Here is a 25,319-nt window from a genome sequence, read left to right on the forward strand (position 1 = left end):
CTACGCGACCGGCTTGTCGAGGCCCTGCGCTGCTAGCCACGCCTTGGCCGCAGCAGCGGGCTCCGTCTTGGAATCACCCGACACCGACACATTGAGCGCCAACAACTCTTCGGTGGTCAGTTTCGCCGAAACTGCGTCGAGAACTGCGGCGAGCTTGTCCGAGGATGCCGAGGCGCGTAGGACCGGCACTACATTTTGTGCCGGAAAGTTGTTCTTGGGATCTTCGAGAACAACAAAATTGTTGGCCGGAATGGATGCCGACGTGGTGAAGATGTTTGCGGCGGTGATGTCGCCCGATGCTAGAGCCTTGACTGTTGCGGGGCCGCCGCCGTCGGCGATCGGAACAAAATTGGAGGCCGAGATGTCGAGTCCGTAGTTGGCCTTCAAACCGGGCAACCCGACAGGCCTCTCCTGGAACTCCGCGGGAGCACCGAACTTGACCTCGGCAGAGTGCGGCGCAAGATCGGCGATCGTCTTCAGATTCCACTTGTCCGCGGTTTCCTTGGTGACGACGACGGCGTCCTTGTCTTGTGCCGAGGCAGGTGTCGTGATGACCAGTTCGTTGCCCAAAGCTGCCGGGAGCGCTGCCAGGACATCCTCAGAACTGGTTGCGGTTGCACTGGTATCGAGATACTGAAGAAGATTGCCCGTGTAATCGGGGATGAGAGTGATCGACCCGTCCTTCAACGCCGGAATGTACGCCTCACGACTGCCGATGTTGAAGGAAGTCGACACGTCGAAACCGTTGACTCGCAGCGCCTCGGCATAGATATTGGCGATGGTTTCCGACTCCGTGAAGTTTGCCGAACCCACCACAATGCTGTTGGGATCGGAATTGCTGTCGCTACTGCCGCACGCGGTGAGAGCAGCGAGTGACAGTACTGTTGCCGCTGCTACGAGCAGGCGGCTGGAACGAAATCGTGAGGTGCGCATGTGCGTCCTTCCATGTTTCGGGCGTCGACAACCACTCCCGTCGCGACGAAGCCAACCGAGTGGCCACATCAGGACTGGTTACCGCGCATCGCCTGGCAAGTGTAACGATAGGTACCGACACGGCACGGGTTTCGATCAGTGAGATAAGAAATGTGAGGTTTTCGGTGGCGAGCATGCGCACGAAGTTTTCGACTGTTGTTGCAGCAGTGCTGGTCCTGCCGATTCTGAGCGGGTGTACCGACAGCAGTTCGGTGACGGAGAGCGGGGAAAGTGCAGCTTCGCAGTCGATCGTCGTTGCGTCGGGGGCGTCGCCGGAGAGTTCTGTGCTCGCGGAAGTGTATGCAACCGTGCTCGCGTCGTCGGGGGTGCCCAGCCGCGTCGAGATGCTCGGAGGAGATCGAAACGAATCACTCGCAGCCCTCGATGCTGCCCGTGTGACGTTGGTGCCTGAATTCACAGGTTCATTGCTCGCTCACTACGATCCCGCGAATACCGCGCGGGCCGCCGACGACGTCTTCGAGGCGCTGAGTCGTTCTCTGCCCGAGGGTCTTTCGGTATCCGACTACGCGAGCGCGGAAGACCGAGCCGTCGTGGCGCTCGAACACGATTCGGCAGCAGCCACCGGAGTACGAACGCTCGAGGCATTCGCACCGTCCTGCGCCGAAACCGTTGCGGTCGTATCGCCGCGATTCGTGGAAGACCGTGCGCCCGAACAGTTGGCAGAAGGTGTGGACTGCACTTTTGCGCGTGTCGACGTCTCTGAATCTGCGGACGCGCAGGAAACTGCCGTATCGGGAACCACAGCGTTCGGAACCACAACGCTGTCGCCGCTCGCGCAGTCCCACGACGTCACAGTCCTGGCTGATGCGGATCACGTTCTGGCAGCACAGAATGTGGTTCCGCTCTTTCGCACCGGGGCCTTGGACGATACTGCCGTCAAAGCGTTGAGTGTTGTCGCGGGCGAGCTGTCCACAACCGACCTGGCCGCCATGATCGAGCAGGTCAGAAGTGGTCAGGCTACGGCTAGCGCCGTTGCTCGAACGTGGTGGGATACACGTCAGTGAGGCGTAGCGTCAGCTGACGCGGTTGAACTTCCTTCGGTGTGACCAAGTTTCGATTCCAGGAACTGTCCGAGGTCGGCCACGGCATCTGCGGCTTCCTTGACGAGCGACGCCTGCGCGTGCGCGACGTGCCACAGTTTTGCGTATTCGACCAGTGAAACGTCGACACCCGCAGCGACGAGTTTATCGGCGAAAGCCACTACCTGCGGATACAGGACTTCTTCGGAACCGATGTGAATTCTTGTGGGCGGCAATATTTCGAGGTTGCCGTGCATTGGTGCATATCCCGGATCGGTCCGATCGCCGGTTCCGAGGTAGGCGTCGGCGGCATCGAACGACCAGGCGGTGTTGACCACCAGGTCGGCCTTCTTGCCGGCACTTCGATCACCAGGGTCGACCCACGGTGAGATCAGAGCGAGCGCACCGGGATGCACGCCGTGTCGTTCGATCAATCGAAGCGCGGTGGCCACAGCCAAACCCCCGCCGGCGCTGTCGCCGGCGATGGCGACACGCTGCGGTTCGTAGTCGAACTCAGTGACCAGTTGCATGTAGGCGGAGACTGCGTCGTCGAGAGCCGCGGGATACGGATTCTCCGGCGCCAGGCGGTAGTCCAATGTGTAGACAGCACTGGAAGATTCGCGGGCGAGATGAGCGGCAAGAGATCGATGGGTGTTGGGGGAACCCAACGTGTAGGCGCCGCCGTGCAGGTAGAGCACAGCCGTCGGGCGTTCGGTTACGCCCACCGTGATCTTTTCGGCGGGTCGGCAGGCCAGTTCCAGCGGGCGCACTACCGCGCCCGCCGGAACCTGCTGCAGTGGAGCGCCGGCCTCGAGCAAGATTCTCTGAATCCGGTATGGCAGCCGCGAATTGAAAGCGAGACGAAAATACGGCTTCAACAAAAATGCGACCACGGGCAGTGGAAGAGTGAACGTGCTCACCGGCAAGGCTCCTGATTTCTGTGAAAGTTCTAGCTGGACTTGGGCATCACGCGGCCGGCCACAAGGGCGACGATGCGCTGGTAACCCGAACCCACGAGCCGTACCCAGGCATCGAGAGCAATTGCGTCCATACCGATCAAGACCCGTGCCTTGCTCTTGCGGACACCATTGACGATGGTCTTGGCAGCGTCCTCCGGCGTGGTTCGCGCGAGCTTACGGTCGAAGAACTCGGAGAATGCAGCAAGATCCTCGCCGGGACCCGCAGTGGCGTTGCGGGCAATAGCGGTCTTGATTCCGCCGGGATGCACGCATGTCACCTTGACTGGATGCTTCGCGATCAACATTTCCTGACGCAGAGATTCGGTGAAGCCGCGCACCGCGAACTTGGCTGCGTTGTAGGCACTTTGGCCCGGCATCGACAGGATTCCGAACAAGCTGGAAACATTGACGATATGGCCGTCGCCCGAAGCGATGATGTGCGGCAGGAATGCTTTGGTGCCGTTGACAACTCCCCAGAAATCGACGTCGATGACGCGCTCGAAGTCCTTGAACTCCGACTTCTCGAAGGTGCCGTGGTAGGCGATACCCGCATTGTTGTAGATCTGGTTGACCTTGCCGTAATGAGCGACAACCGCGTCGGCATAGGCCAGGACCGCTTCGCGCTGCGTGACGTCAAGGTGATCGGACTTGACCTCTGCGCCAATGGCTTCCGCCAGGCGAGCAGTCTCGGCGAGGCCGACGACGTCGACGTCGGAGATCGCCAATTTGGCACCTTGGCCGGCCAGATTGAGTGCCAGTGCCCGGCCGATTCCCGAGCCTGCTCCCGTGATAACTACAACCTTGCCAACAAATTCGCTCACTGTGCTACTGCCTTCTCGTCGTCGATGTCGATCGTGGAGGTGATGGTGGTTCCGGTGACCACCGGAAGGTCCGAGGTGCTGACACTACGGTACGCCGCCAAGTCGAAATACTGTGTGGCCTTGCGGAACTGGAAGGTGAAGCCTGGCCACAGTGTGGTGTTGTTGCCGTGCTTGTCCATGTACCAGCTGGCGCAGCCGCCGTTACTCCAGACGCTCTTGGACATCGCAGCCTGCAGGTCCTTGTTGTACTTGTCCTGCTTGTCCTTGCGAACCTCGACGGTGCCGATGTCGTACTTGTCGATGGTGGCGATGGCGTCGACGAGGTAATTGATCTGCGACTCGATCATGAAGACCATGGACGAATGGCCGAGGCCGGTATTGGGGCCGACGAGGAAGAACATGTTGGGGAAGTTTGCAACCGCGGCACCCTTGTAGCCCTGCATGCCGGTCTCGTCGAAGACCTCGGCGAGCGAGCGGCCGTCCTTGCCGAAGATTCCGGCGAAGGTGGGGGAGTCGGTGACGTGGAAGCCGGTGGCCACGACGATCGCGTCGATCTCACGGGTGGTGCCCGTTTTGGACACGATGCCGTTGGCGGTGACTTCCTCGATGCCTTCGGTCACCAGGTCGACGTTGTCCTGAGCGAGGGTCGGGAAGTAGTTGTTGGAGATCAGCATGCGCTTGCAGCCGATCTGGAAGTTGGGCGTGACCTTCTTGCGAAGCGCCTTGTCTTTGATCTGCGCTTTGAGATGACGCTCGGCAGCAAACTGCAGAGGCTTCATGAAAACCGGAGCTTTGGCGAGTCCGACTACCTGTGTCTCACGCATCCAGTAGATGCCCGTGCGGCACAGCTTCTGGAATCCGGGGACGTACTTGAAAGCGAGGTGCTCGAGCTTGGTGTACTCGCGGTCTGCGCGAGGCAGGATCCACGGTGCGGTGCGCTGGTACACGTCGAGACGGGCGACCTTCTTGCCGATTGCCGGCACGATCTGGATTGCCGACGCGCCCGTACCGATGACGGCGACGCGCTTGCCGGTCAGATCGGCGTCGTGGTTCCACCGCGAGGAATGGAAGATCTCGCCCTTGAATCCTTCGATGCCCTTGATGTCCGGCAGGGACGGCTCACACAGTGCGCCGACGGCCGAGACGACGATCTTGGCGACGAACTCACCCTTGGTGGTGCTGACATGCCACTGCGACGATGCTTCGTCCCAACGGGCCGCGACGACATCGCAGTCGAAGATGTGCTTGTCCAATACCTTGTAGCGGTTGGCTACGGATTGGATGTACTTGTAGATCTCGGGCTGGGTGGAGAAGGAGCGCGTCCACTCTGGGTTGAGCGCAAACGAGTACGAATACAGATGCGAGGGCACATCGCAGGCTGCACCGGGATAGCTGTTGTCGCGCCAGGTACCGCCGACATCGCTGCCGCGCTCGACGACGACGTAATCGGTGATGCCGGCCTGGGCCAGTTTGATCGCCGCACCGAGGCCTGCGAAACCGCTGCCGATGATCAGTGTGTTGACGTAGCGCGTGTCCGCGGCAGATGCTGAAGTATCTGTAACTGGGAGACTCATGTAGGGAACGATAGGCGCTTATTGAGGAACGGTCAATAGCTTATTGACCAGTATTCAGTAGTCTGTCAATCATGGACGCAGCCAAGCGCACGCGACTGAGCCCCGACGAGCGTCGAGCTCAACTGATCGACCTCGGCGCTCGTATGTTGGCACAGCGACCACTCGAACAGATATCCGTCGAAGATATTGCCGACCAAGCCGGTGTCTCCCGGGGCCTGCTCTTCCACTACTTCGCGTCGAAAAGTGAGTTTCATCTGGCAATCGTTCGGCACACCAGTGGGCAGATGCTCAGCCGAACCGAACCCCCTCGGTCCGACAATCCGATGTCCGACAATCCGATCACGACACTGCGATCAGTCCTGGCGTCGTACGTCGACTACGTGAGCGAGAACCGAAACACCTACGTCTCGTTGTTGCGGGGAACTGCCAGCGGCGACCCCCAGATGCGTGAGGTGTTCGAGCAGACCCGCGATGTCATGGCGGCGCGCACACTCGAACAGTTGCCCAAGATCGGACTCACCAGCACCCCACAAGTGGAGCTTGCCGTGCGCGGCTGGATCGCCTTCGTGGAGGAAGCAACTATCAGCTGGCTCCGGGCGCCCGCCATCACCCGTGAAGAACTCATCGAACTCACAGTTCAAGCGCTACCCGCACTCGCGGGGGCTGCCCTCGGATTTGCTGCCGTGGCAGATCACCTTCCGCTGAGTGCAACCTGACACAGTGCACAACCTGACGTAGTGACAGAAAAAGCCGGGCCCCACACTCCTCGCGGAATGTGGGGCCCGGCCCCTTCTTGCAGAGAATCAGTTGGTCGGCAGGAACGCCTCGTCCAAAATCTCCTGCTGCTCAACGGCGTGAACCTTGCTCGAACCCGAGGAAGGTGCCGACATCGAACGACGCGAAATACGCTTGATACCGCTCAAGGTGTCAGGCAGCATTTCCGGCAGTGCCAGGCCGAGGAACGGCCAGGCGCCCTGGTTGGCCGGCTCTTCCTGGACCCAGCGGAACTCGGTCGCGTTCGGGTAGCGGTCCAGAGTTTCCTTCAGACGACGCTTCGGCACCGGGTACAGCTGCTCGACGCGCACGATCGCGACGTCGTTGCGGTTGTCCTTGTGCTTCTTGGCCAGCAGTTCCCAGTACAGCTTGCCGCTGACCATCAGAACGCGCTTGACCGGATCGCGTGACTCTTCGCCGCTCTCGATGTTGGGCTCTTCGAAGACCGAACGGAACTTGCCCGTGGTGAAGTCTTCGATGTTGCTGACTGCAGCCTTGTTGCGCAGCATCGACTTGGGGGTGAAGACCACCAGCGGACGACGGATGCCGTCCAGGTGATGGCGACGCAGCAAGTGGAAGTAACTTGCCGGCGTGGACGGAACGGCAACCGTCATCGAGCCCTCGGCGCACAGCTGGAGGAAACGCTCGATACGACCGGACGTGTGGTCCGGGCCCTGGCCTTCGTGGCCGTGCGGCAGCAGCAGCACAACGTCGGAAAGCTGACCCCACTTGGCTTCACCCGAGCTGATGAACTCGTCGATGATGGTCTGCGCGCCGTTGACGAAGTCACCGAACTGCGCTTCCCAGAGCACGAGTGCATCCGGATTACCGACGGAGTAGCCGTACTCGAAGCCCAGGCCTGCGTACTCGGTGAGAGCCGAGTCGTAGACCATGAACTTGCCGCCGTTGTCGGCGTTGGCCGCGATCTCCGCGATCGGGCTGTACTCGTTGCCGGTCTTGCGGTCGATGAGCACGGCGTGACGCTGCGTGAACGTGCCACGCTTGGAGTCCTGACCCGCAAGGCGGATCAGTGCGCCCTGCTCGGCCAACGAGCCGAATGCGAGCAGTTCGGCGAACGCCCAGTCCACGTGACCCTCGCGGGACATATCGCGACGCTTTTCCGCGACAGGCTTGACACGTGGGTGGGTGGTGAAGCCCTCCGGAACGTTGACAAACGCGTCGCCGATCCGCGCGAGAACCTCGGGAGCGACAGCCGTAGTCAGGCGAGCCGGGGGAGTCTGGTCGAGTTCGACGGACTCCGACGGTTCGGGCTGGAACTTCTCGAGCTCACGGACCTCGTTGAAGACCCGCTCGAGCTGGCCCTGGTAGTCGCGAAGTGCGTCTTCGGCTTCCTTGAGCGAGATGTCACCGCGGCCGATGAGGGACTCGGTGTAGCTCTTACGGACACTGCGCTTGGTGTCGATGACGTCATACATCGCCGGCTGGGTCATCGAGGGGTCGTCGCCCTCGTTGTGCCCACGACGGCGGTAGCAGATGAGGTCGATGACAACGTCCTTGCCGAACTTCTCACGGAAGTCGACAGCCATCTGAGCAACCCAGACACAAGCCTCGGGGTCGTCGCCGTTGACGTGGAAGATCGGTGAAGCGATCATCTTCGCGACGTCCGTGCAGTACTCGGACGAACGTGAATGTTCAGGCGCGGTGGTGAAGCCGACCTGGTTGTTCACGACGATGTGGACGGTGCCGCCGGTGCGGTATCCGCGCAGCAGCGACAGGTTGAGAGTCTCGGCAACAACACCCTGACCGGCGAATGCCGCGTCACCGTGAAGCATGAGCGGGAGAACGGTGAAGCCCTCTTCGCCCTTGTCGAGGATGTCCTGCTTGGCGCGAACCAGGCCTTCGAGAACCGGATCGACGGCCTCGAGGTGCGACGGGTTGGCCGTCAACGACACAGCAATGTCGTTGTCGCCGAACATCTGGATGTAGGTGCCGCTGGCACCGAGGTGGTACTTCACGTCGCCGGAGCCGTGGGCGGCCGCCGGGTTCATGTTGCCCTCGAACTCGGTGAAGATCTTCGAGTACGGCTTACCGACGATGTTCGCCAGAACGTTCAGGCGGCCGCGGTGCGGCATGCCGATGACGACCTCGTCGAGCTGATGCTCGGCAGCCTGGTCGATCACGGCGTCCATCATCGGAATGACGGTCTCGGCGCCCTCGAGAGAGAAGCGCTTCTGACCGACGTACTTGGTCTGCAGGAAGGTCTCGAAAGCTTCTGCAGCATTGAGCTTGCTCAGGATGTACTTCTGCTGAGCAACGGTCGGCTTGGGGTGACGAGCCTCGACGCGGTCCTGGATCCACTGGCGTTGATCCGTCTCGAGAATGTGCGTGTACTCGACACCGATGTGGCGGCAGTACGCATCGCGCAGCACGCTGAGCACGTCGCGAAGCTTCATCTTGTCTTTGCCGTGGAAGCCTCCGACCTTAAACTCACGATCAAGATCCCAGAGCGTCAGGCCGTGGCTGATGACGTCGAGGTCGGGGTGGCTGCGGAACTTGTCCTTGACGAACTGCAAGGGGTCCGTATCCGCCATGAGGTGGCCACGGTCGCGGTAGGCAGCGATCAGTTCGAGAACACGGGTGTTCTTGTCGACTGAGCCTTCCGGCACGTCCTTGCGCCAACGAACCGGCTCGTACGGGTTGTTCAACGCGTGGAAGATCTCGTCGTAGAACTCGTCGCTGATCAGCAGGTTGTGGATCGTGCGAAGGAAATCGCCCGACTCGGCACCCTGGATGATGCGGTGATCGTAGGTCGACGTGAGCGTCATCAGCTTGCCGACGCCCATCTCGGCGAGCTTCTCGTCGCTCGAACCCTGGAATTCTGCCGGGTACTCCATCGCGCCGGCACCGATGATGGCGCCCTGACCCTTCATCAGACGCGGCACGGAGTGAACCGTTCCGATTCCGCCCGGGTTGGTCAGTGAGATGGTGACGCCGGTGAAGTCTTCGCCGGTGAGCTTGCCTTCACGTGCACGGCGGACGACGTCCTCGTACGCGGCGTGGAACTGCACGAAGTTCATCGACTCGGTGTTCCGGATGGCAGCGACTACGAGTGAGCGGCTGCCGTCTTTGCCGGGAAGGTCGATTGCGAGCCCGAGATTGGTGTGCTCGGGTGTGATCGCGTTCGGCTTGCCGTTGACCTCGGCGAAGTGCCGGTTCATGTTCGGGAAGGCGTTGACGGCCTGAATGATCGCGTAACCCAGCAGGTGGGTGAACGAGATCTTGCCGCCGCGTGTGCGCGCGAGGTGGTTGTTGATGACGATGCGGTTGTCGAACATCAGCTTCGCGGGGATGGCGCGAACGCTGGTTGCCGTCGGAATCTCGAGCGACGACGACATGTTCTTGACGACGGCTGCTGCCGCGCCGCGAAGGACCTTGGCCTCTTCGCCACCGACCGGTGCAGCCTTGACCGGGGCCGCTGGTGCAGCCTTGGCCGGTGCTGCCGGTGCGGCAGCCTTGGGGGCGGGTGCCGCGGGTGCCGCGGCCTTCGGCGGAGCCGGGGGAACGGGTGGGGCGGATTTCGGAGCAGCCGGCGGGGCGAGCGTAGCTGCGGGTGCAGCCGCGTTGCCGTTTGCGGCAGTCCCGTTTCCACCTCCAGCCGTTCCACTACCCGGATTCGCCGACTCCGGCGAGTAATCGGTCAAGAATTCGTGCCAACTGGGATCCACGGACGACGGATCGTCCTGGAAGCGTTGGTACATCTCGTCAACCAGCCACTGGTTCTGTCCGAATTGGGATGTAGAACTGCTGCTCACGGCAGGTGTTCGCCTCGTTTCTATTTCGGTACCCGATCAGAGCGCCTATATACATGAGATTAGCCCGAGCGTGTGACAAGCAAATGTCCGGCACACGATTTGTGATCTGACTCACGGCAGTGTGTGATCTTTCGATCACCCATCACCTCTCGGCTGACAAATCTGCTCCATCTGTCATACGACGGGGTTTCCTTCGATGACAGTTCTCGCTGACAGATTATTCCCTTCGCGCGCCTGCGATGCATCCCAGAGTCGCGAGTAGTGACCACCGGCATACCGCAGGTGCGCGTGCGGGCCGCATTCAACGATACGTCCCCGGTCAACTACGACAATCAGGTCGGCACGGGCAGCCGTCGCGAGGCGATGTGCAACGACGACGGAGGTCCGTTTCCGAGTGACCGACCGGCTTGCCTCGAGGACCATCCGTTCGGTTGCAGGATCGAGTGTGGCTGTCGCTTCGTCGAGCAGCAGAATGTCTGGATCGACCAACTCGGCGCGTGCCAGCGCGATGAGTTGACGCTGTCCGGCGGATAGTCCTTGGCCACGCTCGCCGACCGGATGATTCATGCCGCCGCGCATCTCGGCGATCGAGAGCAACGCGCCGACGGACCGGGCCGCTTGCTCGATGAGCTCGTGGGAGGCATCCGGCTTTCCGAACGCAATGTTTTCCGCAACGGTGCCGGTGAACAGATGCGCTTCCTGCGGTACGACGCCCAGGCGGCCTCGGTACTGCGAGAGGTGGAAGTTGCGAATGTCGTTTCCGTCGACTCGGACGCAGCCGCTGCTCGGATCGTAGAACCGGGCGAGCAGTTTGACGACGGTGGACTTTCCGGCACCGGTTCGCCCGACGAGCGCGACGCTCGTCCCGGCGGGGATATGCAGTTCGACATCGGCGAGGGCGTCGACGTCGGCGCCCGAGTACCGGAAGCCCACCTCGCTCAGATGGACGTCACCGTCGAGGCGTCCCTCCAGCGGGATGAGGTTGTTGCTGTCGGCGGTTTCGATGGAACTCCGGGTGCGGAGCAGATCGCCGATCCGCTTCAGTCCGACATTTGCCTGTTGGTAACCGTCGAACACCTGCGAAAGCTGCTGGATGGGTCCGAACAGCAAACCCAGATACAGAACGAACGCGATCAGTACACCGACCGACGTCGAACCGTCGGCTACCTGCCGGGCTCCGACGAAGACGACTCCGGCAAGCGCGATGTCCGAGAGGAAGGCGATGAACGGGAAGTACAACGAGATCGCACGTTGCGAGCGCATACGTGATCGGCGATAGCTTTCGGACCGTTCCGCGAATCGTCGTGCCGCTCCCTCTTCGCGTCGATAAGCCTGGGATGCCCGCAAACCCGTGACGTTCTCCTGGAAATCCGCATTGACGACGGAAATCCGCTCACGAGATTGGGTGTACGCCACCGAGGAGATTTTGCGGAAGATCACTGTCGAGACGATCAGCGGGGGAATGACGGCCAGCGCGACCAACGCCAGAGTCACATCAGTGACCAGGAGCGCGATCGAGATGCCGCCGACCGTCAGGACGCTCACGATTGCCGTCGACATTCCGGTTTGGATGAACGAGGACAGTGCGTCGACGTCGGTGGTCATCCGCGTCATGATGCGGCCGGAGAGTTCACGTTCGTAGTAGTCGAGTCCGAGTCGCTGAAGGTGTGCGTAACTGCGGACGCGAAGTCCGAACAGGACGCGTTCACCGGCACGAGCGGTCAGAACTGTCATCGCTGCGACTATCGCCCAGTCCGCAGCCACCAACACGGCGCCGAGTACTGCCGCGATGGTCAGTGTCGAGGGGTTTTCGGTGACCACCCCGTGGTCGATTGCGTATCGGACCAGTGACGGGAACGCGATGGTTGCAGCCGAGTCGAGTGCCAGAGCAGCGACTACTGCCAGGAGGATCCAGCGGACCGGCCGGAGGATGCGTAGGAGGGAGAACTCCGAATCGGATTCGCGCAGGCTCTCGGTTGCAATTGCGGGAACTTCCCGAGCGGGCGGTAATGCATCTACCGCGGCTTGCAATGAGGGCGTGATTGCGAGACCGGATTCGACGCTGGAATTCCCGGAGTCCGATACGGCCGGCCATAGCTGCTCGGCGGTGGGTTCGTCGTGGTTGTTTTCAGGCGCGGCTCCGTTGCCGTCGATGTCGACGGGTGTATCGCCGAGAGCCGAGAACAGTGTCCGAAAGAGTGCACAGCGGGTTTCCAGTTCGTCGACAGTGCCCGAGTCGATGATCCGTCCGCCGTCGAGTACCGCGACCCGATCGGCGAGGGTGAGGGTTGATCGTCGGTGCGCGAGGATCAGCGTCGTTTGCTTGCGACGGGCTCGGAAAGCGTCGAAGATCGCGGCCTCGGTCGCGGCGTCCACAGCCGAGGTGGCATCGTCGAGGACCAGAATCCGGGGGTTCACCAGCAGTGCTCGGGCAAGCGCGATGCGTTGGCGTTGGCCGCCGGAGAGTGTCAGGCCACGTTCACCGACAACGGTGTCGTAGCCGTCGGTCAGCGCTTCGATGAAGTCGTCGGCATGCGCCATGGCTGCCGCTGCCCGGATGTCGTCGTCGGACGCGTCGCTGCGGCCCAATGCGATGTTGGACGCAATGGTGTCCGAGAACAGAAATGGTTCGTCGAAAGCGAGGCTGACCGCGGAGCGGATTTGATCGCTTCGAAGGTCACTGATCGGTAGTGATTCCATAGCTGCATCGAGCCGGATCGAGCCTGATTCGGGTGCGTAGAACCGGGGGAGCAGGAGCGCAAGCGCAGTCTTTCCGGAACCCGCCGGCCCGACGACGGCGACGGTTTCGCCGGGTTCGATACGCAGGTTGAATCCGGACAGGACTTGGCGGTCGGAATCGAATCCGAAGGTGACGTTCTCGAAGGTGACGCCGAGGGGACCTTCGGGAAGTTCGCGGGGATGCGGGGGATCGGCAATATCGGGTTGCGCGCCGATGACGTCGTAGACCCGTTCGACGGCGGCGCGCGCGAGTTGGGCCATCACGACCACCGAGGACAGTGTGCGGGTCACCCCGGTCATGGTCACGATGTAGGTCGCGAACGCGAGGAACGTTCCGATGGTGATCCGGTCGTGGAGTGCGAGATAGCCGCCGACCGCGATGACGGCGACTTGCCCTAGTTGGGGCAGTGCAGCCATCGTCGGAGTGAATTTGGCGTTGAGTCGTGCGACGCGCATTCGTTCGCCGTAGAGCGTTCGGCTGTGGGTCTCGAGCTGATCGATTGCCAGCTCTTCCTGGCCGAACCCCTTGACGACGCGGACTCCGGTGACGGTTTCCTCGACGTGCTGGGCGAGATCGGCAGCGCGTTGCTGGGCAGACCAGGTGGCGGCGTAGAGCGTCGGGCGCATCAGGAAGACGACCAGGCCGACGGCCGGAATGATCGCCAGCGCGATGAGCGTCAGCAGCGGAGAGAGCCACGCCATGATGCCGATGGCCAGCACGAATTGCAGCAATGCGCCGGCCGACATGGGAACCATTGCGAGCAGACCCTGGACGAGTTGAAGATCGGAAATCGAGCGCGAGACAACCTGGCCGGTGCGTATCTCGTCCTGCCCGCGGCCGTCGAGGCGCTGGAGCGAGCCGAGTAACGCGAGCCGTAAGTCATGTTGAACATTGAGGGAGAGTCGACCGGCCAGCATGCGTCGGCCGTACTGACAGGTGAAGCGCACGATCGCTAATGCGACGATAGCCAGGGCGGCGATCGCGATGACCTTTTCGGCGTTCTGGTCGTCTGCGGCATCGATTGCGTAGCGAGTGAGCAATGGAAAGGAAATGTCGATGGTTGCTGCCACCACCGTCACGGCGAGCGCGCCGATCACCGTCCCGCGGCTACGCCAGCAGGCGTGTACCAGTCGGCGTATCCAACCTGGGTGTTGCGCGCTCGTGTTCATCGCGATCCACGGTAGACCCGGGTGCAGACAGGCTTCGCTCAGGTGATGTCGCGGGTCCTCGTGCGCAGCCAGCCGGCGCCGGCGAAAGCGACAACCCAGGCGACCAGGACCATCGGCGCATTCGGCCAGGACGTAAACCAATCGAGCTCGACCGACGGTCCCGCATTGACGATGGTGCCGACGGCCGCCGATCCTGGCAATGCGGTTCCGATTCCGTCGGCGCCGACAGCGCCGAGCAGTGCTCGGAGAATCCACTCGCCGACCAGGAACCACAGCGTCACCGACAGAACGCCGGCCATCGAGGAACCTGTGAGCAGTGTGAAGCCGGCTCCGATCAGTGCCCACAAGGCGCAGGCGAGAATTCCCGCACCGCAGATAGCGAATAGGTCGGTTGTGAAACCGAAGTCGCGATTGAACAAGAACATCGCGCCGATGCCCACGACTTGTACAGCGAGCGCGTAGCCGACAGCGAAGGCCGCGATGACACCCAGCTTGGCGGCAATCACGCCGTCACGCCCGTGCGCGGTGAGGAACGTGGTGGCGAGAGTTTTGTGCGTGAATTCGTTTGCAACAGTGACCGCGCCGAGGATCGTCGCGAAGACGAGGGCGACGACCGAGGATCCGCCGAGCACGATTGCCGTCGACGCAAGATTGACGTCGAAGGAGGCGTCAGCTGAATCGGCAATGGACTGGACGAGCGGCCGAGTGATCGATCCGGAAAGGAAAGCGATGCCGACAGGCGCCAGTGCGAGCGCCCACCAGGTGCGCAGGGTCAGGACCTTCTTCATTTCAGCCTGAACGAGAGTCGTCATCGTTGCCCTCCCGAGGGTCCGTATCCGGTTGGCCCGAAGTATCCGGACGGGGGACCGTACTGCCCCGAAGGTGGGCCGTAGCCGACAGGGGCGACGGAAAATTGTGGTGTGGTCATCGAAATGAACAGTTGCTCGAGATCGCCGTGATCGGTAAAAACGTCGAAGATGGTCACGCCGGAGGCAGCCGAAACGGGCACCAGCGCGGAACTGTCGGTGCCGCTGACCGCCAGTCTTCCGTCCTGCATGATCTGTACGTCGGTGATTCCGCGGGCCGCCAGGGCCGTCGCGAACAGCGGCGGGTTGGAGCAGGCGACGACGAGTCGGCTTCGACGCGACGCGCGGAGGCTGTCGATGCTTCCTTCGTAGACCAGGGAACCGGAGCTCACGATGACCACGTGGTCGATCATCGCCTCCACTGCGCTCAGGGTCTCGCTCGATATCAATACTGTTCGCCCGGATGCGGCGAACGTCTGTAAGAACTGACGCAGCCAGACGATGCCTTCGCGGTCGAGTCCGTGGACGGGTTCGTCGAGTACCAGAATCTCTGGATCACCGAGCATTGCGGTGGCAAGTGCGAGTCGTTGCTTCATGCCCAGCGAGAACAATGCGGTTTTGCGATCGGCGGACGACTCGAGCCCGACCAACGCGACAACCTGCGCGACGCGCGTTGCCGGCATTCCGATAGCCGCGGCGTAGATCTCGAGATGTGCGCGCGGCGTCCGCGCGGGATGGATACCGCTGTTGTCGAGAACTGCTCCGATGGTGCGGGCCGGCGACGGTAGTCGCGACAGGGGCAGGCCGTTGACGGTCGCGGAACCTTCGGTGGGTGACACCAGACCGAGCAGCATGCGCAGGGTGGTGGTCTTTCCCGCACCGCCACGCCCGAGGAAACCGGTGATGGAGCCCGCCGGGGCATCGAAGCTGAGGTCGTTGACTGCCCGCACCGTCTTGAACGTCTTGGTCAACCCTCGAATTTCAATGGGCGCGGAGACTCGCCCCGATGCAGTTCTGGTCAAAGCTGCTCCTGCGTCGACGGCTGTTATCTGTTCCGAGCGTACGGCCCGCGAGGTTATCTGCGGAGTACCCGTGCGGTGTCGGCGCCGTCGGAGGTAAATGGATCGTCGGCGGGCATGACGATCAGATGATCGGTCCACCTCGTGGGTGCCGGACCGAATGCCTCGCGCGCATTCTTGACGACGCCCTTGCCGATCACGCGGTTGCCGGCGCCACCGATGACGGCGCCGATGCCGGCGGGAATCAACTTGCCGAGGATGAGGGCACTGCGCTTCGCAGCGTATTTTGTCACGAACTTGCGCACCAGAGTGCTGTTCATTCCTCGCATGGTGGAACCGGGGATCTTGCTGGTGATGGCCGTGCCCCAGTTCTTGGCAGTCACACCGGTTACTTTCTGGACGATCTCCATGCCCGATTCACCGAGCGCGACGGCCAGTACCAGGGCCCGTCGTTGCTGGTGATTTTCGACCGAGATGCCGTGGACCGAGGCAACTGCGAGAGTGAGGAGCGCCGACGCTTCGAGGAAGAAGGCGGACTCTGCTCCGACAGCGGCGATAGACGCAACTGTGCCGACTCCGGGGACGGCCGCGGTGGCTCCGACGGCGCTGCCACTGCCGGTCACGGCGAGGAGGAACATCTTTTCCATGCGGGCAACGATCTGAGCCGGGGTTTCGTCGGGATGTGACCTACGGACGTGATTTACGTACTTGGCGACGGCTGGAGCTTGGAGTCGGCTGCCGTTGTCGAGAACGGCGACGAGGATCTTCTCGATCCGTCCGGCGTCGTTGCTGATCACGGTGTTCGTAGACTTGGCCATCGCACTGCCCCCTCCGCAGGTGTCCCACTCGGAATCGAGGTGGACTTCGCCTTCGAGAATAGGGGAAGTTTCCGTAGCAGAGCGGGTGGTACTTGTCATACACACATATCTGAAACTACGAGGAGATGACAATGAGCGAGACTTCGAGAACATCGAGCGCAAGAATCTGGCCGACGTTGGTGTACACCGATGCGCGTGAGGCTATTCGGTTTCTCGTGAGTGCCTTCGGATTTGTGGAGAAGGCCGTGTACGGGGACGGTGATGTTGTTCATCATGCGCAGCTCGATTGGCCCGGCGGCGGCGGGATCATGCTGGGTTCGCCGCGCAAAGATTCTGCGATCTCGGGACTTCCGGCCGGCGTGGGATCGGTGTACATCGTCGTAGATGACGCCGACACACTCCATGATCGAGCCGCCGCTGCCGGGGCCACGATCACGCAGGGGCTTCGTGACGAGGACTACGGCTCACGAGGCTTTACGTGTCGTGATCCGGAGGGTGTGTATTGGAGTTTCGGAACGTACACGGGGGAGTAGATCTCGAGATTGCTCGATGTGTCGCGTTGCCCAGTGTTTATCGAGTGGCCCAGTGCTCCGGCGGCACGATTTCCGATGGAATGGGCGGATGCGGCGCGGTGCCGTTCCCGAACGGGCGGCCGCCTAGCTGTTCGCGGCCGTGCGGTTCGAGCCAGTGCGTCAATTCCGGTCCCTTGGGCACGATCTGGGTGGGATTGATGTCGGAATGAACGATGTAGTAGTGCGCCTTGATCTGGGCGAAATCGATGGTGTCGCCGAAGCCGGGGGTTTGGAAGAGATCGCGGGCGTAGTCCCACAGCACCGGCATTTCGGTGAGTTTGCTTCTGTTGCACTTGAAGTGGCCGTGGTAGACGGGGTCGAACCGTACGAGCGTGGTGAACAGCCGGACATCAGCTTCGGTGATGGTGTCACCAACCAGAAAGCGTTGCTGTGCAAGACGTTCCGTTAGCCAGTCCAGCCGGTTGAACAGCTGGTCGTAAGCCTTGTCGTAGGCTTCCTGTGACCCGGCGAAACCGCAGCGATAGACACCGTTGTTGACGTCGCGGAATATGAGGTCGGCTACTTCGTCGATCTCGGCGCGGAGCGCTACCGGATAGAGGTCGGGTGCCCCCTCGCGGTGGTACTTCTTCCATTCGGTGGACAGATCCAGAGTTATCTGCGGATAGTCGTTGGTCACCACTTTGCCGGTGGCGACCTCCACCATGGCGGGTACCGTGATGCCGCGAGGATACTCGGGATCGCGTGCCAGATAGGCGTCTTGCAGCCGGGGGATTTTCAGGACCGGATCGATACCGCCGGGGTCGAGATCGAAAGTCCAACTGCGCTTGTCGTGGACGGGGCCGCAGATCCCCATCGACAGAACATCTTCCAGGCCGAGGAGTCGGCGGACTATGATCGCGCGATTTGCCCAGGGGCATGCGCGCGCGACGACCAGTCGGTAGCGCCCCGGTTCTACGGGGTACCCGTCGCGGCCGTCTTCGGTGATCCGTGTCGGGATGTAGTTGGTGTCGCGCTTGAATTCGCGGCCACCTTCGGCGTTCGTGGCACTGGAAGATTCGGATTCCATGAAAGGCTCTTTTCCTCGGCGGTATTGACGGCCGACTCCGCGTAGAACTGTGCCAGCGTGTTTTACACGCTACGCGGAAAGGATCGCCACTGTTGCGTGTATTCCGAGGATTGTGAAACCTAATTCCCGGGCGATTGCCGCGCCGCCGCGGTGCCCGTCGGGGATGCGGAGTTGTGGTACGAGGCCCGCATCGAGGGCGTCCTCGGTGGCGAGAAAAGTTGTGCCGCAAGCTAATTTGTGTCGACGATGTGCCGGAACCGTGAGCATCGTGAGGTCTGCGACAAACCCTTGGAACTCTCGGTAAGCGGCGCAGGAGAGGGGTTGGTGGTCATCGTTCAAAGCGGTGAACCAGCGTTCGCGGTCATCCAGATCAGCAACAACAGCGTCGTCCGGTGGGCAGGCCTGCGCGACCGCGAGTGCGTCGGCACGCTCGTGGGAGATCAGAAGTTGTTCTGTGGGAACGGTGTCCGTGTAGTCGGAGAGGAAGGCGAGATCGGTGTGCGATGCGATCCGGCCGCCATGATCCTTGGTCAGTTCGAGCAGGAGTGGCGGTTCCAACAATGTGCCGATGTCCGCATCGGCGGTGCGTTCCATGAACCATCGCGGCCCGACGACGGCGTCGGCGTCGGCAAGTCGAAGTATGTGGATCACTTCGGTGGTGTCTTCGATGACCCTGGCGGTATGGGTCGCTCGCAAGGCCGAATCGCCCAGTCCGAGGTGCCTGGCCCACGCGAGTCGAATGATGTCGAGGTGATGTTCGTCCACGACGGAGAACGCTATCGCATTCTTCGGGTTGATTCAGGTGGTGCATGGCCGTATATTCCGTACCGACTATTTGGCGTGGAATAATTGAGGATCTCAACCCGGGAGGGTAATCATGGACGATGTTTCTCTGACCCCTCTGGGCATCGTCATTCTCGGTTTGCTGGCTGAACGGCCGATGCACCCCTACGAGATGTACCAACTGGCCTCGGTGCGACGTGGTGATCAGTTGGTCAAGATCAAACCCGGGTCGCTCTATCACACGGTCGGTCGACTCGAGCAGCAGAAGCTGCTCGCTTCCATCGGTACGGACCGTGAAGGAAATCGGCCGGAGCGAACGACGTACGCGATCACAGCTTCGGGTCGGGCAGCGCTCGAGCATCAGTTGCGTGACATGTTGGCCGTTCCGGTTCGTGAGTATCCGCGCCTGCCGCTCGCGTTGGCCGAGATGCACAATCTGTCGGCCGAGACGGCGTGCGAGATGCTGCGTTTCCGGATCGGTCACCTCGATGCCACGATCGCTGATTTCGACCGGACCCATTGCCAACCACCGGCAGTCGAGAAGCCTCGAATCTTCACGGTGGGTGGCGACTACGTCCGGGCGATGACCATCGCCGAGCGTGAGTGGCTGAGCGCGTTGGTTGCCGAAATCGAGACCGGTGAATTGCCTTGGCTTTCACAAGAACTCCTCGACCGCCATGTCGGCTTCGCAAGCCCTGGCACACCTACTAAGGACTGAAGATGGAAAAGCAGGTCAATCCCTGGCACGCGCTCTGGGCGCTGTGCATCGGATTCTTCATGATTCTCGTGGACAGCACGATCGTCGCGGTCGCAAACCCCGCAATCATGGAGGATCTCGGATCCGACATCAACAAGGTCGTCTGGGTCACCAGTGCGTACCTCTTGGCGTACGCGGTCCCGCTGTTGGTGACCGGCAGGCTCGGTGACCGGTTCGGCCCCAAGAACGTCTACATGATCGGCCTCGTGCTGTTCACCGGCGCTTCGCTGTGGTGCGGATTGTCCGGCAGCATCGAAATGCTGATCGTCGCCAGGACCTTCCAGGGTCTGGGAGCGGCGATGATGACACCGCAGACGATGGCTGTCATTACTCGTACCTTTGCACCCAACAAGCGCGGCGCGGCCATGGGCCTGTGGGGCGCGGTTGCCGGTGTCGCGACGTTGGTGGGACCCCTCGCCGGTGGCGTCCTCGTCGATACTCTCGGCTGGCAGTGGATCTTCATCGTCAACGTTCCCGTCGGCGTGATCGCATTCGCGCTCGCGTGGAAGCTGGTTCCGTCGTTGCCGACGAGCCAGCACAAGTTCGACATCCCCGGCGTGATCCTCAGCGCGGCCGGCATGTTCCTGCTGGTCTTCGGCATTCAGGAAGGCAGCTCCTACGACTGGAACGGCTTTGTCTGGAGCCTCATCGGTGCCGGCATACTGCTGCTTATCGTGTTCGTGTTCTACCAGTCGCGCAACAAGAACGAACCATTGCTGCCGCTCGGACTCTTCAAGGACCGCAACTTCTCGCTCGCCAACATTGCCATCACCGCAATGGGTTTCGCGATTACGGCAATGGTTCTGCCACTGATGTTCTACGCGCAGGCCGTACGTGGACTCTCGCCGACCCAGTCGGCACTGTTGATGGTTCCGATGGCAGTGCTGACCGGCATTTTTGCGCCGATCATCGGCAAGCAGGTGGACAAGACCCATCCGCGCTACATTGCGGGCTCGGGCTTCCTGCTGTTCGCCATCGCGCTGGGCTGGCTGGCGTTGGTCATGTCGCCGCACGTCGCGATCTGGGAACTGCTTCTGCCGATCGGCCTGATCGGCTTCGCTAATGCGTGCATCTGGTCGCCCCTTGCCGCCACTGCGACGCACAATCTCCCGCCCATGCAGGCGGGTGCCGGAGCCGGCGTTTACAACACCACGCGTCAGGTGGGTGCCGTACTCGGCAGCGCGGCTATCGGAGCGCTGATCACCGCACGGTTGTCAGCGCAGGGACTCAGTGGCGGCAGCTCCGAAGGCGCCGTGGGAGACCTCCCCGAATTCGTTCGCGAGCCTTTCAGCACCGCCATGTCTCAGTCGATCTGGCTGCCGGCCGGTGTACTCCTCGTCGGGTTCGTTGCATCGGTTTGCTTCGCCCGTCCGCAGCGTGGCGACGCCCACGACGAAGCTATGGCGGTCGGTGGAGCCGGAGCGCTCACCGACGAAGAGCGTCAGGAAACATCACTGCGCGATTGAGATAGTCGCCGGGGTCGAAGGCTCGCTTGATCGCCCACATCGCACCGATATCCTCCGGTGAGAGGGCCATGTCGAGATAGTTGCGTTTGAGCGAGCCGACCCCGTGCTCGGAACTGATATTTCCGCCGCGGCGCCGAACTAATTCGAGAACACGGCGGTACACACCGTCGGCATCCGGGCAGTTCAGCACATTGAGATGGATGTTTCCTTCGGCGATGTGGCCGAACAGCACCGGTATCGCGGCCGGAGCGGCGGCCGCGATGGCGGCAACCGCGTCCTCTGCGAAGCCGGCAAGTTCATCGAGGGGAAGGGCCGCGTCGAACTTGAGCGGCGGCCCGAACAGACCCACCACCTCGGCGAAACATTCACGCGCGGCCCACAATCGAACAGAACCGGCCGCGTCGACGGCAACCGCGGGAGCATCGGGCGGAGCGATCCGATCCAGGACGGAAGCCAATTCCTCGAGTGGGTCATGCGCACCCGACACCTCCGCCAAGAGGTACCACCGTCGCCTCGTCGGCACCGCGGCACCCAGCTTGCCTGCTGCCAGTTCCAGCCCACGGCCGTCGAGCAACTCCAGCGCGTCGACGCCCTCCAGTGTGCGCAGTGCTCGACCGGCGTCGACGACGGCAGTGAGTGAATCGAAACCCGTCAGAGTGGTGACTCGATGTTTCGGTATCGCCCGTAGTGTCAGATCGACGCGTGTGATCACGCCGAGGGTTCCTTCGCTGCCCACCCACAGTGAGGGGAGGTCGTATCCGGAGTTGTCGGAGCGGACCTTCGGAGACCGGTGCACGGTGGAACCGTCGGGCAGAACCACCTCGAGTCCGGTCACCTGGTCGGCCATGTTTCCGTAGCGAACCGTATGCAGCCCACCGGCATTGGTTGCGGCCATCCCGCCGATAGTTGCGGAATCCCGGGATGCGATATCGACCCCGAACTTCAACCCGGCGTGCGCTGCCGCTGAATGTACCTGCGAGAGTGTGACTCCCGAGTCGACGCTGATGCGCATCGACTCTCGGTCGACGGTTCCGATGGTGGTCAGTCGCTCGGTCGAGAGCAAGACGTCGTCGTTCTCGGGCACTGCGCCGGCCACCAGACCGGTACGGCCACCTTGCACGGTGACGGGCGCTCCGCGGGTTCGGCAGACATCCAGTACGGCTGCCAATTCTGCAGTATCGGCCGGTCGGACAAGAGCGCGTGCCCGCCCACGGTATCGGCCGGTGTGATCGGTTGACCGGGCAGCGAGGACATCGGGATCTTCGGTGACGAACCGTTGTCCCACAACGTCGGTTAGCGCTCTTCTCAGTCCGTCCACCTTTCGATCGTATGTCGAAGCGGTGTGGCAAGGTGACCGCCATGACTGCTTCCGAATCGCATCCCACTCGTCTCGAACGATTCACGACAGCGGCAGGCGCCGAGGTGGCTGTGCTGACATTCGCGCACGGCCCGCTGAATCTGTTCGATCAAGCCATGTTCGATGCCGTGATCGCAGATGTTGCGGAGCTGACCGCCGCGCCGCCGCGCGCGGTCTTGCTGCGGGCAGAGGGCAAGGTCAATTCCGCCGGCGTCGACGTCCATGTGTTCGACGGTCTCGATCCGGAACAGGGGGCCGATTTGTGGCGAGATTTGTTCGCACAGATCTGTCATCCGCTCGAGGCGCTGCCGTGCCCGGTGGTCTATGCAGCCCACGGCCTGACGTTGACGGCGGCGTTCGAAATCTCGTTGGCTTGCGACATCATTCTGGCGTCACCGAAAGCCAAGTTCGGACTGGTGGAGACAGTGGTCGGCCTGACGCCGTCGATGGGTGGGCCGCAGCGATTGGCGGAACGCGCGGGTTCCGGCCGGGCCCGCGAGCTCGTGATGACGGGCGATGTGTACGACGCGTCGACGTTGGCTTCGTGGGGCGTGGTCAATGCAGTCCACGACGACGTGGATACGGCAGCGCGGGCACTGGTGAACCGGCTGGCCGACGGACCCACCCGTGCCCATGACGCGACCAAGCAGATTGTGGCGGCGTGGCGTTCCGGTGGCATTGCGCATGCGGATGCTGTGACGCCGGCGGTGTCCGGCGCCTTGTTCGATACCGATGATCTCCGTGGTGCCGTGCGCAGTTTCCTCGACGTGGGGCCGGGAAAAGCTGTCTATGCAGGCAAATAAGTAGGAGTTATCGCCAGAGTGCTCCACTAAATGTGATCTACATCATATAGTCGAATGACCGGTGTGGGTTGTCAGTTCAGTGGAGGTACCAATGCGGTCGACGCTTGTCGAGTATCCCTGTTCGAATCAGTTGCTCACGGATGGGCGGGTAAGTCGAGCGACGGACGGATTGCTGCGCTACCGCCAATTGGATCCATCGCTCTCGGAGTTGCTCGATGTCGCGGTGCACCGCTTTTCGGTGCGCGTTGCCGTGGAGGAAGTCGACGGAAATCAGGTCACCTTCGCAGAGCTGTGGGCGGACGCCTCGCGGGTGGCCGGTGGGCTGAAATCCCGAGGTATCGAGATCGGTGACCGCGTTGCCATTCGGTTCGCTGCCGGTATCCGGTGGATGGAAGCGTGTCTCGGGGTGATCCTGGCGGGTGGCGTTCCGGTCTCGCTCGGTGCCGCGTGGGCCGACGCCGACGTGGATTGGGTGATCGCGGACAGTGGTTCGGTGCTGGTGCTGGACGGGGAACTGCCCGCGGGGCTTCCGTTCATCGACGACGGCGCTGCCCCGGAAGAGCTGGCGGTCCTTGCATACACAACAGATTCTTCGGGCGTGATGCTCGGTGTCGAGTTGACCAATGAAAATTTGCTCTCGGCCATCGAGGCGCTGCTGCATTCGCGGGACTACGGTGTCGAAGGTGTTCGAAATCTTGTGGTGGACAGTGATTTCAGGTCTATCCGGCAGTTGGTTCATGTTCTGGCGACGCTGGTGGTGGGCGGTACCGTCGTAGTGGCGGGTGATTTTTGGCGCGAGAGAGCTCATACCGTCGACATCATCACGGGGCGTCCCGAAGATCTTCTCGAACCTCGCCTTCTGGCGGCGGGGCCGGCAGCGCGGGCCGGTTCGAGGTCGGTGCGGTGGATCGACTGCAGCGGATCGCCGATCACAGCGGAACAGGAAGCGAAGTTGTTGTCCGCGTTCCCGTCGGCGCAGCACGTGATCGGATGGGGAAAGACCGAGACGTGTGGTGCCGGCCTGATTCTGCCGATGGAATCGGCGTCCACTCATTTCGGAAGTGTGGGAATCGCTTTCGGCGGAATGGAAGTCGCGTTGTTCGGTCCGGACGCACCCGAAGGATACGGTGAACTGTTGTGCCGGGGGCCGAGCGTCGCACGCCGGTACTGGAACTCGCCGGAACTGACATCGACGCGATTCACTCGCGGCTGGTTCTGCACTCACGACACCGCGCAGATCGATGCGGAAGGCTTCGTCCGTATTGTCGAGCGAAACGTCGCGTAATCCTCCGGCGGCGTCGAAAGACTACGAGAGGGACATTCATGGCAGACGAGGTTCTCACCGAACGTCGCGGGCGGACGATGATCATCACGATCAACCGGCCCGAGGCACGCAACGCGATCAATGCTGCGGTCAGTCACGGATTGGCAGCAGCAGTCGAGGAACTCGATGCCGACGACGAGTTGTCATTGGCCGTCTTGACCGGCGCCGGCGGAAATTTCTGTGCCGGAATGGATCTGAAGGCTTTTGTGGCCGGAGAGAACGTCGTCGTCCCGGGTCGCGGTCTCGGCTTCACCGAGGGGCCGCCGCGTAAACCGATCATTTCAGCGGTCGAGGGTTTTGCTCTTGCCGGCGGAACTGAGTTGGTGTTGGCCACAGACCTGGTGGTTGCGTCCCGGGAAGCCAAGTTCGGTATTCCGGAGGTCAAGCGAGGTTTGGTTGCCGGCGGCGGAGGCTTGTTGCGTCTGCCCAAGCGAATTCCCTATCAGAAGGCGTTGGAATTTGCGTTGACCGGCGATACTTTCACTGCCGAGGAAGCGCACAGTTACGGCTTCGTGAATACCCTCACCGAGCCGGGGAAGGCTCTGGAAGGTGCACTCGACCTCGCCGACCGCATCACGCGCAACGGTCCGCTCGCCGTCGCTGTCACCAAGGAGATCATCGGCGCGGCAAGTGGTTGGTCGGACGACGAGGCTTTCTCCAAGCAGATGCAGTTGATGGCACCGGTTTTTGCGTCCGAGGACGCTCGTGAAGGTGCGACCGCATTTGCCGAAAAACGGGCACCAGTCTGGAAGGGGCGGTAACACC

20 protein-coding genes are annotated in these 25,319 nt (G+C 62.0%); 8 read left to right on the forward strand and 12 right to left on the reverse strand.

Annotated elements, in window-relative coordinates:
- Entirely contained in the window at positions 1-933 is a 933-nt protein-coding gene (locus MTX36_RS14895) for an ABC transporter substrate-binding protein (protein WP_243620512.1), read from the reverse strand.
- Positions 934-1,106: 173 nt separating this feature from the next.
- Between MTX36_RS14895 and MTX36_RS14900 the strand changes: the two genes are divergently transcribed.
- Positions 1,107-1,997, forward strand: a complete 891-nt coding sequence (locus tag MTX36_RS14900) for an ABC transporter substrate-binding protein (protein WP_243620513.1) — start codon at positions 1,107-1,109, stop codon at positions 1,995-1,997.
- Here MTX36_RS14900 and MTX36_RS14905 read toward each other — a convergent pair.
- From MTX36_RS14905 to MTX36_RS14915, 3 genes are read right to left on the reverse strand one after another with little or no spacing between them, the layout of a single operon-like run.
- Positions 1,991-2,932, reverse strand: coding sequence for an alpha/beta hydrolase (locus MTX36_RS14905; protein ID WP_243620514.1), 942 nt, complete (start codon positions 2,930-2,932; stop codon positions 1,991-1,993). The two genes, MTX36_RS14900 and MTX36_RS14905, sit on opposite strands and share 7 nt — an antisense overlap.
- 29 nt (positions 2,933-2,961) lie before the next feature.
- Positions 2,962-3,792, reverse strand: coding sequence for an SDR family oxidoreductase (locus MTX36_RS14910; protein WP_243620515.1), 831 nt, complete (start codon positions 3,790-3,792; stop codon positions 2,962-2,964).
- Positions 3,789-5,366 (reverse strand): NAD(P)/FAD-dependent oxidoreductase, encoded by a 1,578-nt coding sequence (locus MTX36_RS14915; protein WP_243620516.1) that lies wholly within the window; start codon positions 5,364-5,366, stop codon positions 3,789-3,791. The genes MTX36_RS14910 and MTX36_RS14915 overlap by 4 nt, the downstream gene beginning before the upstream one ends.
- A 71-nt stretch (positions 5,367-5,437) precedes the next feature.
- On the opposite strand from MTX36_RS14915, the gene MTX36_RS14920 reads away from it, so the two are divergent.
- Positions 5,438-6,082: a TetR/AcrR family transcriptional regulator gene (locus MTX36_RS14920; RefSeq protein ID WP_243620517.1), complete on the forward strand. Its 645-nt coding sequence runs from the start codon at positions 5,438-5,440 to the stop codon at positions 6,080-6,082.
- An 87-nt stretch (positions 6,083-6,169) separates the two neighbouring features.
- On the opposite strand, the gene MTX36_RS14925 is transcribed toward MTX36_RS14920, so the two are convergent.
- The 5 genes from MTX36_RS14925 to MTX36_RS14945 form a co-directional block, all read right to left on the reverse strand.
- Positions 6,170-9,913: a multifunctional oxoglutarate decarboxylase/oxoglutarate dehydrogenase thiamine pyrophosphate-binding subunit/dihydrolipoyllysine-residue succinyltransferase subunit gene (locus MTX36_RS14925; RefSeq protein WP_243620518.1), complete on the reverse strand. Its 3,744-nt coding sequence runs from the start codon at positions 9,911-9,913 to the stop codon at positions 6,170-6,172.
- 174 nt (positions 9,914-10,087) lie between these two features.
- A complete protein-coding gene (locus tag MTX36_RS14930; RefSeq protein WP_243620519.1) occupies positions 10,088-13,822 on the reverse strand; it encodes an ABC transporter ATP-binding protein in 3,735 nt (1,244 codons plus the stop codon).
- 38 nt (positions 13,823-13,860) lie between these two features.
- Positions 13,861-14,634, reverse strand: a complete 774-nt coding sequence (locus MTX36_RS14935) for an ABC transporter permease (protein ID WP_243620520.1) — start codon at positions 14,632-14,634, stop codon at positions 13,861-13,863.
- Entirely contained in the window at positions 14,631-15,650 is a 1,020-nt protein-coding gene (locus tag MTX36_RS14940) for an ABC transporter ATP-binding protein (protein WP_243620521.1), read from the reverse strand. Before MTX36_RS14940 ends, MTX36_RS14935 begins: the two co-directional genes overlap by 4 nt.
- A gap of 53 nt (positions 15,651-15,703) precedes the next feature.
- On the reverse strand, positions 15,704-16,465 hold the full coding sequence (locus tag MTX36_RS14945) for a hypothetical protein (protein WP_243620522.1): 762 nt from the start codon (positions 16,463-16,465) through the stop codon (positions 15,704-15,706).
- Positions 16,466-16,596: 131 nt separating this feature from the next.
- On the opposite strand from MTX36_RS14945, the gene MTX36_RS14950 reads away from it, so the two are divergent.
- Positions 16,597-16,998 (forward strand): VOC family protein, encoded by a 402-nt coding sequence (locus tag MTX36_RS14950; protein ID WP_243620523.1) that lies wholly within the window; start codon positions 16,597-16,599, stop codon positions 16,996-16,998.
- 37 nt (positions 16,999-17,035) lie between these two features.
- Here the strand turns inward: MTX36_RS14950 and MTX36_RS14955 are convergent, their stop codons facing one another.
- The gene (locus tag MTX36_RS14955) at positions 17,036-18,064 is read right to left on the reverse strand and encodes a glutathione S-transferase family protein (protein WP_243620524.1); all 1,029 of its coding nucleotides are present in this window, start codon (positions 18,062-18,064) and stop codon (positions 17,036-17,038) included.
- 69 nt (positions 18,065-18,133) lie between these two features.
- Positions 18,134-18,829, reverse strand: a complete 696-nt coding sequence (locus MTX36_RS14960) for a GNAT family N-acetyltransferase (protein ID WP_243620525.1) — start codon at positions 18,827-18,829, stop codon at positions 18,134-18,136.
- Between the two features lie 112 nt (positions 18,830-18,941).
- Here MTX36_RS14960 and MTX36_RS14965 point away from each other — a divergent pair, with 112 nt between their 5' ends.
- Both MTX36_RS14965 and MTX36_RS14970 read left to right on the forward strand, forming a co-directional pair.
- Positions 18,942-19,565, forward strand: a complete 624-nt coding sequence (locus MTX36_RS14965) for a PadR family transcriptional regulator (protein WP_243620526.1) — start codon at positions 18,942-18,944, stop codon at positions 19,563-19,565.
- Between the two features lie 2 nt (positions 19,566-19,567).
- Positions 19,568-21,070: an MFS transporter gene (locus MTX36_RS14970; protein ID WP_243620527.1), complete on the forward strand. Its 1,503-nt coding sequence runs from the start codon at positions 19,568-19,570 to the stop codon at positions 21,068-21,070.
- Here MTX36_RS14970 and MTX36_RS14975 read toward each other — a convergent pair.
- Positions 21,030-22,388, reverse strand: coding sequence for an FAD-binding oxidoreductase (locus MTX36_RS14975; protein ID WP_243620528.1), 1,359 nt, complete (start codon positions 22,386-22,388; stop codon positions 21,030-21,032). The genes MTX36_RS14970 and MTX36_RS14975 overlap by 41 nt on opposite strands.
- Before the next feature lie 41 nt (positions 22,389-22,429).
- Between MTX36_RS14975 and MTX36_RS14980 the strand changes: the two genes are divergently transcribed.
- From MTX36_RS14980 to MTX36_RS14990, 3 genes are all read left to right on the forward strand, one after another.
- The gene (locus tag MTX36_RS14980; RefSeq protein ID WP_243620529.1) at positions 22,430-23,230 is read left to right on the forward strand and encodes an enoyl-CoA hydratase/isomerase family protein; all 801 of its coding nucleotides are present in this window, start codon (positions 22,430-22,432) and stop codon (positions 23,228-23,230) included.
- A 91-nt stretch (positions 23,231-23,321) separates the two neighbouring features.
- On the forward strand, positions 23,322-24,515 hold the full coding sequence (locus MTX36_RS14985) for a class I adenylate-forming enzyme family protein (protein WP_243620530.1): 1,194 nt from the start codon (positions 23,322-23,324) through the stop codon (positions 24,513-24,515).
- Between the two features lie 38 nt (positions 24,516-24,553).
- A complete protein-coding gene (locus MTX36_RS14990; RefSeq protein WP_243620531.1) occupies positions 24,554-25,315 on the forward strand; it encodes a crotonase/enoyl-CoA hydratase family protein in 762 nt (253 codons plus the stop codon).
- Positions 25,316-25,319 lie beyond the last annotated feature (4 nt).

It is taken from the genome of Rhodococcus sp. ARC_M6, from assembly GCF_022810305.1.
Lineage (GTDB): Bacteria > Actinomycetota > Actinomycetes > Mycobacteriales > Mycobacteriaceae > Rhodococcus_F.